The 15930-nt window shown below is 66.3% G+C and carries 14 protein-coding genes; 2 read left to right on the top strand and 12 right to left on the bottom strand.

Translation table 11 applies throughout. The features are described 5' to 3' along the window. Positions 1 to 2 precede the first annotated feature (2 nt). From F8O08_RS08730 to metG, 9 genes are all read right to left on the bottom strand, one after another. Positions 3 to 1826 carry an ABC transporter ATP-binding protein gene (locus F8O08_RS08730; protein ID WP_225733620.1) on the bottom strand — a complete coding sequence of 608 codons (1824 nt, stop codon included), beginning with the start codon at positions 1824 to 1826 and terminating at the stop codon, positions 3 to 5. Beyond that, complete coding sequence (locus tag F8O08_RS08735) at positions 1823 to 3691, bottom strand: ABC transporter ATP-binding protein (protein ID WP_158043046.1); 1869 nt, start codon at positions 3689 to 3691, stop codon at positions 1823 to 1825. The genes F8O08_RS08730 and F8O08_RS08735 overlap by 4 nt, the downstream gene beginning before the upstream one ends. Further along, positions 3681 to 5357: an ABC transporter ATP-binding protein gene (locus F8O08_RS08740; RefSeq protein ID WP_225733621.1), complete on the bottom strand. Its 1677-nt coding sequence runs from the start codon at positions 5355 to 5357 to the stop codon at positions 3681 to 3683. Before F8O08_RS08740 ends, F8O08_RS08735 begins: the two co-directional genes overlap by 11 nt. Continuing rightward, complete coding sequence (locus F8O08_RS08745) at positions 5342 to 6106, bottom strand: energy-coupling factor transporter transmembrane component T (protein ID WP_158043047.1); 765 nt, start codon at positions 6104 to 6106, stop codon at positions 5342 to 5344. The genes F8O08_RS08740 and F8O08_RS08745 overlap by 16 nt, the downstream gene beginning before the upstream one ends. After that, positions 6103 to 6741: an MptD family putative ECF transporter S component gene (locus tag F8O08_RS08750; protein ID WP_158043048.1), complete on the bottom strand. Its 639-nt coding sequence runs from the start codon at positions 6739 to 6741 to the stop codon at positions 6103 to 6105. Before F8O08_RS08750 ends, F8O08_RS08745 begins: the two co-directional genes overlap by 4 nt. A gap of 292 nt (positions 6742 to 7033) precedes the next feature. Next, positions 7034 to 7675 (bottom strand): LysE family translocator, encoded by a 642-nt coding sequence (locus F8O08_RS08755; protein WP_158037204.1) that lies wholly within the window; start codon positions 7673 to 7675, stop codon positions 7034 to 7036. A 34-nt stretch (positions 7676 to 7709) separates the two neighbouring features. Further along, on the bottom strand, positions 7710 to 8660 hold the full coding sequence (gene rsmA / locus F8O08_RS08760) for a 16S rRNA (adenine(1518)-N(6)/adenine(1519)-N(6))-dimethyltransferase RsmA (RefSeq protein ID WP_158043049.1): 951 nt from the start codon (positions 8658 to 8660) through the stop codon (positions 7710 to 7712). Between the two features lie 2 nt (positions 8661 to 8662). Beyond that, the gene (locus F8O08_RS08765; RefSeq protein WP_158043050.1) at positions 8663 to 9628 is read right to left on the bottom strand and encodes a TatD family hydrolase; all 966 of its coding nucleotides are present in this window, start codon (positions 9626 to 9628) and stop codon (positions 8663 to 8665) included. A 3-nt stretch (positions 9629 to 9631) separates the two neighbouring features. Beyond that, entirely contained in the window at positions 9632 to 11227 is a 1596-nt protein-coding gene (gene metG, locus F8O08_RS08770; RefSeq protein WP_158043051.1) for a methionine--tRNA ligase, read from the bottom strand. Between the two features lie 63 nt (positions 11228 to 11290). Here metG and F8O08_RS11005 point away from each other — a divergent pair, with 63 nt between their 5' ends. Continuing rightward, a complete protein-coding gene (locus F8O08_RS11005) occupies positions 11291 to 11890 on the top strand; it encodes a hypothetical protein (RefSeq protein WP_225733622.1) in 600 nt (199 codons plus the stop codon). Beyond that, positions 11887 to 13230: a dihydroorotase gene (locus F8O08_RS08780; protein ID WP_158043052.1), complete on the top strand. Its 1344-nt coding sequence runs from the start codon at positions 11887 to 11889 to the stop codon at positions 13228 to 13230. The genes F8O08_RS11005 and F8O08_RS08780 overlap by 4 nt, the downstream gene beginning before the upstream one ends. Positions 13231 to 13266: 36 nt before the next feature. Here the strand turns inward: F8O08_RS08780 and F8O08_RS08785 are convergent, their stop codons facing one another. From F8O08_RS08785 to F8O08_RS08795, 3 genes are all read right to left on the bottom strand, one after another. Next, a complete protein-coding gene (locus F8O08_RS08785; protein ID WP_158043053.1) occupies positions 13267 to 13749 on the bottom strand; it encodes a hypothetical protein in 483 nt (160 codons plus the stop codon). A gap of 83 nt (positions 13750 to 13832) precedes the next feature. Continuing rightward, complete coding sequence (locus tag F8O08_RS08790; protein ID WP_158043054.1) at positions 13833 to 15605, bottom strand: hypothetical protein; 1773 nt, start codon at positions 15603 to 15605, stop codon at positions 13833 to 13835. Beyond that, on the bottom strand, positions 15605 to 15916 hold the full coding sequence (locus tag F8O08_RS08795; RefSeq protein ID WP_158043055.1) for a hypothetical protein: 312 nt from the start codon (positions 15914 to 15916) through the stop codon (positions 15605 to 15607). Before F8O08_RS08795 ends, F8O08_RS08790 begins: the two co-directional genes overlap by 1 nt. Between the last annotated feature and the right edge of the window lie 14 nt (positions 15917 to 15930).

Below are 15930 nucleotides of genomic sequence, written 5' to 3' on the forward strand. Positions count from 1 at the left end.
AGTCAGACCAGCCGCCAGCCGGAGGCCGCAGCGCGAGCTTCACAGAACGAACGGTACTGACCGGGCTGTGCGATCAGCTCATCGTGTGTGCCACGCTGTACGACATACCCGTTGTTTCCGAGCACCACGATCTGATCGGCCGACCGAATCGTGTCGAGTTTGTGCGCGATGACCAGCAGCGTGGCCTCTTTTCGCAGGTGCTGCATCGACGCCATCACATGCGCCTCGTTCTCCGGGTCGAGTGCGCTGGTCGCCTCGTCAAGCAGCACGATCGGAGCGTGTTTGAGCAGTGCACGAGCGATCGACACGCGCTGACGCTCACCACCTGACAGCGCGTGCCCGCCCTCACCGACGCGGGTCTGCCAGCCGTCTGGCAGACGACGAACGATCTCGGTCACGCCCGCGAGGTCTCCGGCGGCATGGATCTCAGCATCCGTCGCCGAGCCGTCGCCCACTCGGATGTTCGCCTCGAGCGTGTCGTCGAAGAGATAGACGTCTTGAAACACCATCGAAAGCTGAGCCATCAGATCGGCCGTCGTCTGGTCGCGCACGTCTGCGCCTCCCACACGGACGACTCCGCGGTCGACGTCGTAGAAGCGCGCGACGAGCTTCGCGACGGTCGTCTTGCCACACCCCGACGGCCCGACCAGCGCACACATCGTACCCGCGGGCACCTCGAAGCTGACGTCGTGCAGCACCGGATGCTCGGCGTCGTAGCCGAAGTCGACGTGGTCGATCTCGATGCGACCGGGCACAGTCGAAACCGCAGAGGTCTCGGGTTCGGGCAGCCCCTGCGTCGTCAGAATCTCATTGACGTGCTCGACCATGACGTGGCGTTCTTCGTTGGCGACCACCATGCCGCCGAGGTCTTCGAGCGTCTGAACGAACCGCAGCGATAGCCCGATGAACGCAATCGTCTCGATCGGCCCCATCACCTCGCCGAGCGCCAGACGCACCGCGATGGTGATCATCGCGACGACGATGAGCTGACCGACGAGGCCGTGCAGCATGTTGGCGAGGGTTCCCCACCAGAGGTCGATGCGACCGGCGACCACCGAACGCTCGTTCGCTGCACGCAACGGCTCGAAGTCGCCCGAACGACCGGTCGAGCGCAGCGCGCCCTGGCAGCGCGCATATTCGACGATGCGGTCGCCGAGTTCCTCTTCGGCCGGTTCGCTGATGCGCTTGCCGCGAGTGATCGCCCTGCGGCCGAGCCAGAGGGCCACGAGATAGATCGGCACCGCGACGGTCAGCACCAGGCCGAGGCGCCAGTCCCAGATCCAGCTGCCGATGACCATCACCACGGCGGTGGCCGCGTTGGCCGCCATCGAGGCGAGCATGTGCGCCAGCGACTCACCGAGCATCAGCACCTCACGCGACACCAGTCGCGACATGCGCCCGGCCGCCGAATCACGGAACCACCCGAGCGGCAGACGCGCCAACCGATCACCGATGCGACGGTGCACGTTCTTGACCAGGTCGAGGGCGACTGTGTAGTTCGTGATCGCCAGCCAGTACTCGGCGATCATGCCGATCACGGCCAGGGCGACGAAGGCCCACATCCATCCGGTGAAGGTCAGGCCCCAGATCGTGCCCCCTGCCGCGAGCGCGACAGCCGCAGGCAGCAGGGCGACGAGCGCGATGCCGCGCAGCACGCCGGATGCGATGGCAAGCACGAGGGTGAGCGTCAGCTGACCGCGGGCGGGTTTCGACACCAGCCGTGCGAACCGCGCGATCATCTCGGGAGCGTGCACGATTTCGTCTTCGGGAATCGTGCCGACCTCTGCGCCGCCACGTGTGCTGGGACGCTGTGCTGAAATGTTCATGCCTGGCCCTCCTGTCGCTGAGCTGCTGAGTCGTCTGTCGCGGTGTGCGCCAGCTCTGCCATCTGCTCGCCGGTCGCCCGCCGAAGAGCTGCGTAGTGCGGTTCGTCGACCAGTTCTTCGTGGGTGCCCTGTGCGAGCACACGGCCGCGGTCGAGCACCACGATGCGATCGGCTCCGGCGACCGAGGCCGGCCGATGCGCGATCACCAGCACGGTGCGCCCCTGCACGAGCCGGTTCAACGCCTTCTGAATCTCGGCCTCAGACTCGGGGTCGGTGAACGCGGTGGCCTCGTCGAGCAGCAGCACCGGCGCATCGGTGATGAGCGCCCGAGCGATCGCGATGCGCTGCTGCTGCCCGCCCGACAGTGCGGTGTCGTCGCCGAGCACCGTGTCGTAGCCGTTCGGCAACGTCATGATGAAGTCATCGATCTGTGCGTCACGGGCAGCCGTTCGTACCCGCTCAAGCGAAGCATCCGGCCGAGCCAACGCGATGTTGTCGCGCACGCTCATGCGCAGCAGCTGCGGATCCTGCAGCACGAACGCGACAGTGCGATAGAGCTCGTCACGCGGAATGTGCCGCACGTCGGCGCCACCAATCGTGACCGTGCCCGAGCACGGGTCGTCGAATCGCGCCACCAGAGTCGCGAGCGTCGACTTGCCCGACCCGCTCGGCCCGATCAGCGCGGTGGTGCTGCCCTCGGCGAGGTCGAGCGTGACGTCGTCGACGGCCAGCAGGTCGCCGTATCCGTAGCTGACGTGGTCCAAGCGCACGGCGTGCCCCTGCGGATGCTGTGGCGTGGCGCTGTCGACGAGCGCGTCGACGTGCAGCACCTCTTCGATGCGCAGCGCGGCCCCACCAGCGAGCTGGTAGGCCCACTGGCTGGTACCGATCGTCGTGATCGACGCGGGCAGCACCAGAGCGATCAGCGTCGTGGTGAGCACCTGCACCGGGGTCACCCAGCCGGCGCCGACCATCGCAGCGCCTCCGCCGAGGTTGATCAGCAGCAGCACCGCTGGCGAGACGACCGCCATCGACAGCGACGAGGTCTTGAGCATCGGACGCACCCAGTTGAGATAGAACTCGCTGAATTCATCTGCTGCCTGTGCGTAGTTACGGTGTGCACGGCCGACCTGTCCGAACGCCTTCACCACGGTGATGCCGCTGACGAACTCGACCATTGTGGCCGAGACCTTGCCCAGCTTCGTGTCCATCTCGGCGGTCTTCTTGCCCATGTCACGGTAGCCAAGCAGCTGCAGTGCCAGGTAGATGGGGAAGATCGCGATGGTCAGCAGCCCGAGCCGCCAGTCGACGATGAGCGCATAGACGAACATCGCGATCGGCATTACGATCGCCGACGTCGTCTCGACCGGCGCGTGCGCGACGAGCGTGTGCAGCGTGTGCGTGTCGTCCTGCACTGCCTTGCGGATGCGACCCGAGGTCGCCGAGGTGAACCAGGCCAGCGGCGCACGCCCCAGAGTGCCGATGATGCGCCCGCGCAACAGCCCGCCGAGTTTCATGTCAGCGAAGTGGGTCACTGCGAGTGCGACGAAGTAGAGCACGAGCCGCCCGACGAACGTGCCGATCAGCACATTGAGGGCGACGCCCACTGCCTGCGCATCCGGGGCCCGCCCCTGCGCCCACCCTTCGAGCAGCAGCCCGCCCAGCCACACCAACGAGATGTACGGGAAGATCGCGAGCACCGCCGAGAGCCCCGCCAGCACACGCGCGACCAGTAGCCGCCCGGCGACCGGCCTCATCATGTCTTTCAGCGCGGCCCGGCCGGCCTTGTCTTTCTGCCTGGGGTCAGCGAGGTTCGGCGCCTCCTGCCCCTGTGGTCGCGACCGTTCACTCTGCTCAGCCTGCATGCTCTGACCTGCTTCTCGAGACTTCTGTGATGTGGATGCTCTGGCCGTCTGGGTGCTCGTCACCGAGACGGCTGATGGTGACGATGCGATCGGCGCATGCGTCGATGAGTTCGGGGTCATGAGTGATCACGATCACGACTGTGCCAGCCTCGGCCAGCTCGCGCAGGCACTCGGCGATGGCTCGCAGGTGCCGACGGTCGACTCCGCTGGTCGGCTCGTCAAAGACGCAGATCTGCGGTTGTCTGGCCACTGCCGCCGCGATGACCACGCGCTGCTTCTGCCCGCCGGAAAGCGACAGCGGATGTCGCTCGGCGAGGTCAGCCAGATCGAAGCGCTGGAGCAGCGCATCGATGTCGACCTCGTCTCGTGCCTGCGCATCGAGCCCGAGCCGCACCTCGTCGGCCACGCTGTCGCAGAAGAGCTGTCGGTGCACATCCTGCATGACCATGCCGCTGCGAGCCATACGAGCCTTCGGGAAGACACGCACACCGTCGAGACGCACGCTGCTGCCTCGGTCTTCGGCGGCCAGCCCGCAGATCACACGGGCGAGCGTGGTCTTGCCAACGCCGTTGGCCCCGACGATCACGCTGACCTGCCCGCGGGGAAACTCGAGGTGCGGGATGTCGAGCACGCCGTGTCTTCCGTAGCGAAACCGCACCGTATCGAGCACGAGTCCGTGTTCGGGCGTGGACGCACCTGGCTGTCGAGGCTCCTCCTGTGCTCGATTGCTTCGGCTCGCGATCTCACGGGGGAGTTCGCCTCGTTCGTCGGCGAGCCGTGACGGACCTGAGCCGGCATGGTCGGCGACCACGGCATCCGCATGCTCGGCGACCAGCAGGGCCGCAAGCGCAGCCGGCGCACGCAGCGTGCGCAGCCCGAGCGCAACCGCGGAGCTCTCGCTCAGTGCGCGAAACTCGTCACCAGACCAGCGATCATGCACCCGACCGTGGTCGAGCTGCAGCACCTGGTCGGCGAGGTCGCGCAGAAAGTAGAGACGATGTTCGGCGACCACGATCGCGTGGCCCTGAGCTTTGAGGCGGCCCAGCAGCTGGGCGAATTCGGCGATGGCGGCTGGTGAAAGGTTCGAGGTGGGCTCGTCGAAGAGCAGCACGCTCGTTCCGGCTGCGATCGCCTGTGCACAGGCCACTTTCTGCAGTTCTCCGCCAGAGAGCTGGCGCAGCCCACGGTCGAGCAGGTTCTCGATGCCCACCTGGCGTGCCGCGGCCACGCTGCGACGTTGGATCTCTGCCGGGTCAAGCCCGTAGTTCTCGTCTCGGAAAGCGAGCTCGCTGCGCACATCAGCAGTGAAGAACTGTGTGCGCGGGTTCTGGAACACGGTCGCTGTGGTGCGGCCGGCCTCCAACAGATCGGTTGCGGGCACATCGACGCCGGCGACCTCGACCACACCGGTCAGATCACCGTGATGAAAGTTCGGCACGAGTCCGTTCAGCAGACGCAATGCCGACGACTTGCCCGAACCGCTCGCGCCGCACAGCACGGTCAGTGTGCCCGCTGGCACTTCGAACGACAGATCGTCAAGCACGAGAACAGCCGGTGCACTCGAGACCGCATCTGCGTCGAGCGTCGGTCCGTAGGGCGAGGCGTCGGCATGCCCCTGCGCGTAGCTGAAGCGCACATCTTCGACGCGGATCATCGGAACGACCATGAGACCCCTACGTTCATCACAGAGACGGCGACCAGCACGCCCAGGAACACCAGCATGCCGGCATCGGCAAGACCGAAGCGCAGACGCACCACCGTGGTGGGACGCTCCGGTCGGCCGAGCCCGCGAATCAGAGCCGAGGCGCTGAGTTCGTCGGCAATGCGCGACGTCGAGGCGAGCAGTGGCAACAGCACATGTTGTGTAGTGCTGATCGGATGCAACGCGAGCGCGCTGGCACTCGAGGCGAGGCCTCGAAGCCGCATGGCATCCACGATGGCGCGAAGCTCATCGATGACGGTCGGCACGAAGCGCAGCACGACGGCGAGCGGCACAGAGATCAGTCGCGGCACACGCAGCGTGGCCAGCGCGGCGGTCAGCTCGCTGGGGCCCGTCGACAGCAGAAAGTAGGCGAAGTAGCCGATGGTGATCGCAAACCGGGCCACCCAGAAGCCGACGGCGACCAGCAGTGCAGGCAGCCAGCCCGTGATCAGGTGGGGCAGGGCAAGATACAGCGCAGTCGACACCGCATAGGTGATCGCATAGATCGCCAAGGGCTTGCGGTCGCGCAGGGTGGCGAGCAACAGCGCCACAGCGACAGCGGCGAGAAACTGTGCGAGCAGTGAGCCCGTGCCGTAGGCGATCGTGTTGATCAGGAACAGCGCAAGCAGTTTGGTACGTGGATCGAGCAGGGCCGTCGACCTCATGACCGACGGCACCTGCACGGTCGCAGCAGACAGCGTCTGCTGGGTCACAGGATGCCGGCTTTCGCGAAGCTGCGCTCAAGAATGCGCGAACCGATCCATGCGGCGACCAGCGAGACCACGAAGAGCAGCGCCAGGATGAGCACGAGGTTCAGCGGGGTGAACAGCTGCATCCAGGCCTCTGCGTACTCGGCGCCCATTGACGACCCCACGTACTCGGCATAGCCGGCGCGATCGTAGAACATCGGCAGGAACGGGCCGATCAGCCACAGCTGGAATATGCCGTAGGCCAGGATGTTGCGGCCCTTCGACCGGTAGCCTCCCGACTTTATGAGAGAGTCAGCGATCAGACCGCACGCGACCGCGATCGGAATGGTGCCCCAGAAGTGACCGGTCGCCACCATGAGCAATGAGGTGATCAGGGAGAGCAGCGTCATCGCGCCGAAGTTCGGCGTCTTGACCATGAAGAGCATGACGACCGTGCCGTTTACCAGAATGCCGACCACGTAGCCGACCACGCTGAACAGCGGGCTGACCATGCCGATCACGCCGCAGGCGAAGACGATCACGAAGTACAGCGCCGCATAGATGCCGACGTTGATCAGCGAACGAGGGGTGAGCCCCCGCTTTCGAGCTGCGGCACCGGATGCCGATTTCGCCTGGGGGGTGGATGTGGTCGCGTGCATGACGCCTCGTCTTTCAGTGTTCGGATGTCAGTGTCGACTGGCGAGGACTGCCCGGCTCGGACCATGAGTGGTCGACTGCAGCCAGATTCACACATCATCAGACGATCACAAGCAATACCTTTTGAGGTTTGCCGACGACTGTTCATCGTACACGTACTGATAACCCCTCGCAATACATGTACGATTTGGGGGAAACGCGACCCCAGACAGCGGTTCACGGTGAGTTCAGTGGCTGCCCCAGAGCCGGGCGCCATACAAAGCGCCCGGCTGCGACCGGACGAGCGGCAGCAGCTCAGGCACGAGCAGTTCGCCAGGCGATCTCGGCCCCGAAGCCGATCAGCACCACACCGGCCACGCGGTCGACGATGCGCTGAGCGAACGGAGTCGACAGCCATCGACGCGCCATCGACGCGCCCATGGTCACTAGACCCAGCCAGAGCATGCCCAGTACGACATGCACACCAGCGAGCAGCAGTCCCATCGGCAGATTCGGCACGCCAGACGGAATGAACTGAGGAATCGTCGCGATGTAGAAAATGCCGATCTTGGGGTTCAGCAGATTCGTGGTGAACCCGTTGACAAAGCTGCGCCACAGCGGGGCCGGCGCCGCATCGATCAGCACGTCAGCGCGCTGCGGAACCTTGCGACAACTCTTCCAGATCATCGAGGCGCCCAGATAGACCATGTACGCGACACCGACATAGGTCACGATCGAGTACGCGATCTTCGAAGCGGCGACCAGGGCGGCCGCACCGAGCGCGGCCGCGGCACCCCAGGTGAGCGCACCGAGATTCACCCCGACCGCAGCCGCGAAGCCGTGACTGCGACCGTTCACCAGCGAACTGCGCAGCACGAGCATCGTGTCGAGCCCGGGAATGACCGTCAGTACCGCGGCGATCGCGCCGAATCCGAGCACAGCCTGCAGAACAGTCATCTGTTCACTCCTTGTGAAAGTCGTCCAGAAGCGGTCAGCGCCGTTCTGGCGCCGCAAGCGCGCGACCGATCGCGACGAACTCGTCGAGTCCCAGCTGCTCGGCGCGCAGACCGGGCTCCACCTCGGCCGCACGCAGCAGGGTCTCGGCCGATTTCGGCCCTCCGGCAATGGCGCCCAGAGACTGACGCAAGGTCTTTCGACGCTGCGCGAAGGCGGCATCCACCGCGCGGAAGGTCGACAGCCGCAGCGCCTCGTCACCCGCGCGGTCGGCGACCGGACGGATGTCGCCGGCGAGCAGCCCGGACGTCACGTTCGGCGCGGGCCAGAATACGTGTTTGCCGACGGATCCGGCGAGCCGCCACGGGCCGTACCAGGCCGCCTTCACGCTTGGCACGCCGTAGATCTTGCTGCCTGGTGCCGCCGCGACGCGATCGGCCACCTCGGACTGCACCATCACCAGCACGCGGCGGATGCTCGGAAAAGTTTCGAGCAGATGCAGCATGATGGGCACGGCGACGTTGTACGGCAGGTTCGCGACGACCGCAGTGGGCCCGTCATCGACGGCAGTGAGCGCTGCAGAATCGGCGGCATGAGCGACTGCGTCCATGCCCGGCGCACCGGATGCGCCGCCCCGAGCTGCGGCCCAGTCGGCGGCGGTGACTTTGACGGCGTCGCCCTGAATCACGCGCACGCTGCGACCGGGCGCCTGCTCGGCGATCGTGCCCGGCAGTGCCGCAGCCAGCCCGGGATCGAGTTCGACGACCGTCACGTCGTCGGCGACTTCAAGAAGCCCCAGCGTCAGCGACCCGAGCCCCGGCCCGACCTCGAGCACTCGGTCGTCGCCACGCACGCCGGCCGCGGCCACGATGCGCCGAATCGTGTTGGCGTCGATCACGAAGTTCTGCCCCAGCCGCTTCGTCGGGGTCACCTCGTGCCGCTCGGCGAGCGCGCGCACCTGCGCGGGCCCCAACAGCTGCACCGTCATCGTCACCACTCCCCATAGACGCGCACCGTGGTCGCGGCGATCTGCTCGGCGAGCTCGGCGACCGGCGTCTCGAGCGTCTCGGCCATGAACCGCAGCGTGTTCGGCAGCAGATACGGCGCATTCGGCCGGCCACGGTACGGCATCGGCGTCAGATACGGCGCGTCGGTCTCGACCAGGATGTGATCGCGGGGCATGCGCCGCAGGCCGTCGCGCAGGTTCTCAGCGTTCTTGAAGGTCACCGTGCCCGAGAACGACGCGTACCAGCCGTGTTCGGCGCAGATCTCGGCCAGCTCGGCGTCACCGCTGAAGCAGTGGAAGACCGTGCGCTCGGGCGCACCGACCCGCAGCAGCGTCTCGACGACCTCGCGATGCGCGTCACGATCGTGAATCTGCATCGCCAGCCCGTGCGACTTCGCAAGCTCGATGTGACGCTCGAACGACCCGATCTGGTCGGCGAAGCGCTCTGGCTCGGTGTAGTGGAAGTCGAGCCCGGTCTCTCCGACGACGCGCACCCGGTCTTCGGCCGCGAGACGATCGAGCGCGACGAGCGCATCGTCGAGCACGCCCGCGTCAACGTAGGCTGGCACCTCGTTGGGGTGAATCGCAACGCCTGCGAGCATGCGGCGATCCTGTGCCGCATGCTCGGCCGCCCATTGTGAGGATGCCATGGTCGTGCCCGCCTGCACGATGCCGGCCACCCCGACGGCCTGGGCCCTGTCGAGCTGCTCGACCCAGTCGGCGGGCGCGTTCTCGACGTCCGTGCCCGGAAAGTCGGTGCGATCGGCGTTGCCCGCGATGGCATCCGCATCACCGTTCGCGTCGCGCGCCGCGGCGGCCGCAGCCTCTCGGGCGGGCGTGAGGATCGCATCCTCGAGCCACGGTTCGGTATGCGTGTGGTTGTCGTAGACGGGAGCGGGCAGCGGCTCGGGAGCCGGCGGGTAGCTGTGGTCGCGGTGTTTGTGGCCCATCGACTACGCCTGGTGCTGGGGCACGGGGGTCTCGGGCACCTCGGACGAGTCGACGCGCGGGAAGAGCGCCTCGATCGCGTGCACCGTCGGTGCGGCATGCTGCTGCCACTGGTCGGCCTCGGTGATGGTCACGTCGGTGATCGCACCGGTGCCGAGCACCTCCCAGAGCTTCGCCGCGGCGTCGGGGATCACCGGTGAGAGCAGCACGTCGAGCGCGCCCAACCCGAACCACACGGTGTGCAGAATCGTGCCGAGCCGCTCGGTCTCGCCGCGCTTGGCGACGGCCCACGGCGTCTGCTCGGTGATGTAGCCGTTGAGTGCGTCGACCAGACGCCAGATCTCGCTGATCGCATCGTTGGTGCGGAACTCTGCGATTGCGGTGTCAGCCTTTGCCGGAACCTCGGCAACCAGATCGACGATCGCCTGGTCTGCCTCGGTGAGCTCGCCGGCCTCGGGAACGGTGCCGTCGAAGTACTTCGCGATCATCGCCAGTGTGCGCGAGGCCAGGTTGCCGAAGCCGTTGGCAAGCTCGGCCTCGTAGCGCGCGGCGATGTCCTCCCACGAGAACGATCCGTCGTGGCCGAAGGTGATCGCGCGCAGGAAGTAGTAGCGGAACGCGTCTGAGCCGAACACGTCGGTGATCTGCGTGGGTGCGATGCCGGTGAGCTTCGACTTGCTCATCTTCTCGCCGCCGACCAGCAGCCAGCCGTGACCGAAGACGTGCTGCGGCAGGTCGAGCCCGGCCGCGAGCAGCAGCGCCGGCCAGATCACGGCGTGGAAGCGCAGGATGTCTTTGCCGACGATGTGCACCTGCGGAGGCCAGCGACGCTCGAACGCCTCGTCGTCCTGCCCATAGCCGACCGCGGTCGCATAGTTCAGCAGCGCGTCGATCCACACGTAGAGCACATGCGATTCGTCCCACGGCAGTTTGATGCCCCAGTCGAAGCTCGAACGCGAGATCGACAGATCGGTCAGCCCCTGCTTCACGAACGAGACGACCTCGTTGCGCGCACTGGCCGGCTGGATGAAGTCAGGATGCTGCTCGTAGAGGTCGAGCAGCGGCTTCGTGAACTCGCTCATCTTGAAGAAGTAGTTCTTCTCTTTGAGCAGCTCGACCGGCTTCGAGTGAATCGCGCAGACTTTCTGACCGGCGAACTGCCCCACGCCGTCGACCAGGTCGCTCTCCTGCTTGTACTCTTCGCAGCCCACGCAGTAGTAGCCCTCGAACTCGCCGGTGTAGATGAATCCGCGGTCGTAGAGGCGCTGCAGGAAGACCTTCACGTTGTCTTCGTGGCGCTGGTCGGTGGTGCGGATGAAATCGTCGTTCGAGATGTCGAGCGTCTTCAGCAGCGGCTTCCAGGCAGACTCCACGAGGCGATCGGCCCACTGTTTCGGGGTCACCTCGTTGGCCGTGGCGGTGCGCAGAATCTTCTGCCCGTGCTCGTCGGTGCCGGTCAGCAGAAAGGTGTCGTCACCACGCTGCCGGTGCCAGCGCGCCAGCACGTCTGAGACCACCTCGGTGTAGCCGTGCCCGATGTGGGGCACGTCGTTCACATAGAAGATGGGGGTGGTGATGAAGAAGGAGTCGCGCTTGGCCATGACCTCCATTCTACGTGCGCGCATGCGAACCATGCTTGACACCCTGTTTCGTAGACTGGAGGCATGACCAACTCGCCCGACGCCGTCTCGGTGGAAGTTGTGCGCAGCCACGCGGGCCTGCGTGCGGTGGCCGTACTGCCATGGCTCCCCACGCTGTGGCTCGGCATGATCTTGGCGATCTCGTTCGTCGAGGCTCCGCTGAAGTTCCAGGCACCGGGTATCACGATCCCGCTCGGTCTGGGCATCGGGCGTCTGGTGTTCACCGCGCTGAACATCGTCGAGATCGCCCTCGCCCTCGCGACGGTCGTCACGCTGCTGATTGCCCGCCGCACGTCGGCGGTCCATGAGTCGCGTGCCGGAGGGCTCACCTGGTCGCTGGTCGCCACCGTAGGCGTGCTCCTGCTCAAAGTGGTCTGGGTGCGCCCACTGCTCAACGCCCGCAGCGACGTCATCGTCGCCGGCGGCGATCCCGGCCCCTCCCTGCTGCACAGCGCCTACGTCGTACTCGAGTGCCTGCAGGTCGCCGCCCTGATCGTCGTGATCGTCTTCGCGGTGCGCCTGCTGCTCGATGCCGCTCGTGCGCACGCACTGACCGCCCGAGACACGAACTCGTCACCCACAGCTGACGCTGCACCCCGAGATAGAGAAGAGACCACCCGATGACGCAGGATTCCACAGAGTCGCACCAGGGCATCCCCCGCACCACGCCTGCGGTGCTGATCACCGACGTGCGCCCGTACGGCGAGCAGCCGCGTGACCTGCTCATCGACGGGCCGGTCATCGCCGGCGTCTTCGACCCCCGCCTGCGCCCGCTCGTGCTGCAGCATGCGCAGCCGGCAAGGGTCATCGCGGGGCACGGCCTCGTCGTGGTGCCCGCGTTCGTCGACCTGCATGTGCACCTGCGTGAGCCGGGCGGCAGCGATCAAGAGACGATCGCGACCGGTCTGGCTGCGGCTGCCGCCGGCGGGTTCTCGGATGTCTTCGCGATGGCGAACACCAACCCCGTCACCGACACTCCCGAGCGGGTGCAGTGGATGCGCGAGCAAGCCGAGCAGACGTCGCGCGTGCGTGCGCATCCGGTGGGCTCGATCACGATCGGGCTGGCCGGCGAGCGCGTCTCACCCATTGAAGAGCTGGCGGATGCCGGGGTCACCCTGTTCTCTGACGACGGCAAGTGCGTCGACGACGCCGGTCTCATGCAGGACGCTCTGCAGCGCACGGGTGCCTTGGGCCTGACCGTCGCGCAGCATGCGCAGTCGCATGCTCTCGCCGGCTCAGGGCAGCTCAACGCAGGCTTCGCCGCCGAGCGCACCGGACTCGCTCCGTGGCCGGTGAGCGGCGAGGCTGCGATCGTCGCCCGCGATTCGGTGCTCGCCGCTGAGACCGGCGGCCACCTGCATGTGTGCCATGTGTCGACGCGACGCACGGTCGAGGTCGTTCGTGCGGCCAAGGCGAACGGCTGGCCGGTGTCGACCGAGGTGACTCCGCATCATCTGCTGCTGACCGACGAGCTCTCGGCACTGGCTTCTCCGACGTTCAAGGTGAACCCGCCGCTGCGCTCGGCCGACGACGTACACGCACTGCGCGCGGCGCTGACCGACGGCGTGATCGAGACGATCGGCACTGACCATGCCCCGCACACGGTGGCGAGCAAGTCGTGCGGATGGTCGCAGGCGGCGTTCGGCATGACCGGGCTCGAGACGGCGCTGCCCGTGGTGGCCAGTGTGACCGCGGTCGACGGCGTGGTCGACTGGCGCATGATCACCCACATCATGCACGATCGGCCTGCTGCGATCGGCAGCCTGCCCGAGGTTGCGAACAGCGCTGTGCGCGCCGGAGACCCAGCAACCCTGGTGTTCGTCGACGAGCAGCAGGAGCAGACCGTCGACGGTGCCTCGCAGCACACCAAGGGACTCAACACTCCGTTCCAGGGCGTGACATTCGGCTACCAGGTGGTGGCCACGCTCATCGACGGCGAGCAGGTGCACGGCTCGCTGATCTGAGCAGGTCGTCGAGCCAGCCGGGTTTCGCCAGCGAACTCAGTACTCCGAGAATCGGTTGTAGTCCGGGATCGGAAAGCAGGCGGTGAACCCTGCAATGCTCAGCCAATGAGTGTCATTGTGGATGAACATGTTGAGCGACATGCCATTCTCGTGCTTCATGTAAAGGTTCGTCGTGCCGCCAGCAGTCTCGTCCCATTCCAGCCTCCACTCGGGGCGCGCACCCCACTCCTGCTCGACCTGGTGCGCATGTGCCCACAGATCGGTCTCTAGCGTGACCTTCGTATCACTCGTGCTCGGCCAGCTGAACAGGGTCTCTTCTTCGTTGCATTTGAAGACCGTTCGCTTACGATCCGGCGACCCGGTGTGCTCCACGATCGAGCCCTCCGGAAGCAGCGCAAGAATCTCATTGCGGTGATCGAACAAACTGGTCTTCGCAGCTTCGAGATTGGGAAACGCCTCAACGGCGGGCTTCTTCGGGGTGACACAGGCGCTCAGCAGCAGCCCGGCTGTCAGCATCATCGTCAGAAGCATCCTCGGCAGGACCTGCCTCGTCACGTGGCGCCGTTTGCCTCCGAAATTGCTCGGCGTCGTCGATACACGCATCATTGTGGTCTTCTTCCGAGAATGTCGTCACGCATCGCGCCCAGCGCCCTCTCGTTCTCGTCTGGCCCCTTGGCAATGCGATTGTGCTGTTCGATCGCTGAGTCACCCTCGACCTCGGGGAAGAACCGGTGCGCGAAGAAATCCGAGGCACTGGCCGTCTGGTAGGGCAGCCTCGCTCCGCTTGGCGAGAGGCTTTCGCTCGCGTCGCTGACTCGGTCGATGACCATGATCGCATCGCCCTCGTAGTTGTAGCTGAAATACAACGTCTCGTCTGCCGCCGTCCACGACTGCGGCGCGTAGGCCCCGCCGATGCCCAACACGGTATGGCGATGAGCCCCATGCGTCTCGGCGGCCAGCTGTATGGTGTGCCCAGCGCTGTGACCGATGCCCACCCGTCTGGCGTCTGCGAGGTTCGGCTGAGCACCGATCTGCCGTTCGAATTCCGCCACCCGACTGCCGAGATCTGAGAGATAGCGCTCATTGGTATTGGCACGCTCCCCTGCCCAGCTGGGCCACGGACCGTCTTTGTACACGAACGCCACGGCGTTGCCGCCCGACGTCTCGTTCAGATCTCGAACGAGGTAGTTCGCCACCTGCTGAGTCTCGTTGCGGTAGAAGCCGTGCAGATCGGCCCCGGTGCCAGGCAGGTAGGTCATGACGTGAGTGGCCGGTCGGCTGATGTCGCCGATGACCTCGACAAGCCTGTCGTTGCGCGGATCGAAGACAACCAACTGTCGTTCCCCAGCGACGATTCCGCGCAGATAGTCGAGCTGTTCCTGCGAGCGCGGCAGCATCATCGCGCAGTCGCCATTGGTCGCTTCGCCCTGTGGGCAGCGCTGTTCCCACTGCCTGTGCGACTCCTCTGCATCGTGCAGCACGTCTTCGGCACTGCGGCGGTTGGCCGCGATCCGATCGACGAACGGCACGCCGGCCAGACCGCCGACGAACCACGACGCACCGGTGATCAGCTCGGCACGCGTGCTCTCATCGAGCTGCACCCAGAACGCGCCGACTGCGGCCGGGTCGTGCTGCACCTGCTGCAGATAGGCCTGGGCCGAGGCCGGGTCAGCCGCCCAGCCGTGCAGACCTCGCATGGCGACCAGCGCACCGTCATAGCCGGTGCCGGAGCACTGCGCTGGCAGCGACAGCCCCTTCGCTCGGGCGCACATCTCGGTGTTCACCTCGCTGCGTCGGCTCTGCAGCCGCTGCCACGCCGCGATCAGACGGTCGACCTCGCCCTCCAGCGCTCGCCAGCGGCTCAGCACTCGCTCGGCCTCTGCGGCCCGACCCGCCCGACGCTGCAGCTCCGCATCGGCCATCTCTGCGCCCGGCTGCGCCAGTCGGTCGACGCCGGCCGCCGAAGGAGCCCGCCAGTCGGTCGTCACCATCTGGGTGAACCCGCCGCTCGCGATGAGCTCTCGGCGGCACCGTGTAATCTGCTGCAGCAGATCTGCCGCCTCACTGCGTACTCGCTCGGCCTGCAGATCGAGCTCAGAGACCTCACCGGCGTACCAGTACAGCTGGGTGGAACTCTGCTGTGCCGTCTCACTGAGCGATACCGCCAACTGCTGAGGTCGTGCCAGCAGCTGCTCGGCTCGCTCGCAGGCCGTCGCCTGCTGCCCTGCGAAAGCCGAGCGCGACTGGACGATCGCGGCATGCACCTGCAGCACGCCGTCGGTCTGCCGGGCGAGGTGGGTTCCGAGTCCGTGGATCGACTCGGGCTCGCCTCGTCCGGGATGATCGCCGGTGAGCACGCTCTCGACGCTCGCCATCACTCCCCCGCTCCGGCGCGCAGCGCATCGGCTGAGAGACCGAGCTGCTGATCGGCTGCAGTGACCGATGTCGAGATGGCGCGAGCCGCGGCAGCACCGAGCTCGCACCCCTCGACGAGCACCCGAGCCGCGGCTGCGAGAGCACAGCCCACCTGCGACATGGCCGCCTGCACACCGGCATCGCCGTAGTCGAGCCCTTCTGCCGTCTGCACTCGGCTCAGGCTCTCGAGCGCAGTCGTCGCCTGCGCGCCGCTCAGCGTGCTGCCGACGTCGTGCAGCACTTCATGACTCAGTTCGAGTGTCATCGACATGCTCGCTCCCGCCC

This window comes from Pseudoclavibacter sp. CFCC 13611 (assembly GCF_008831225.1).
Lineage (GTDB): Bacteria > Actinomycetota > Actinomycetes > Actinomycetales > Microbacteriaceae > Pseudoclavibacter_A.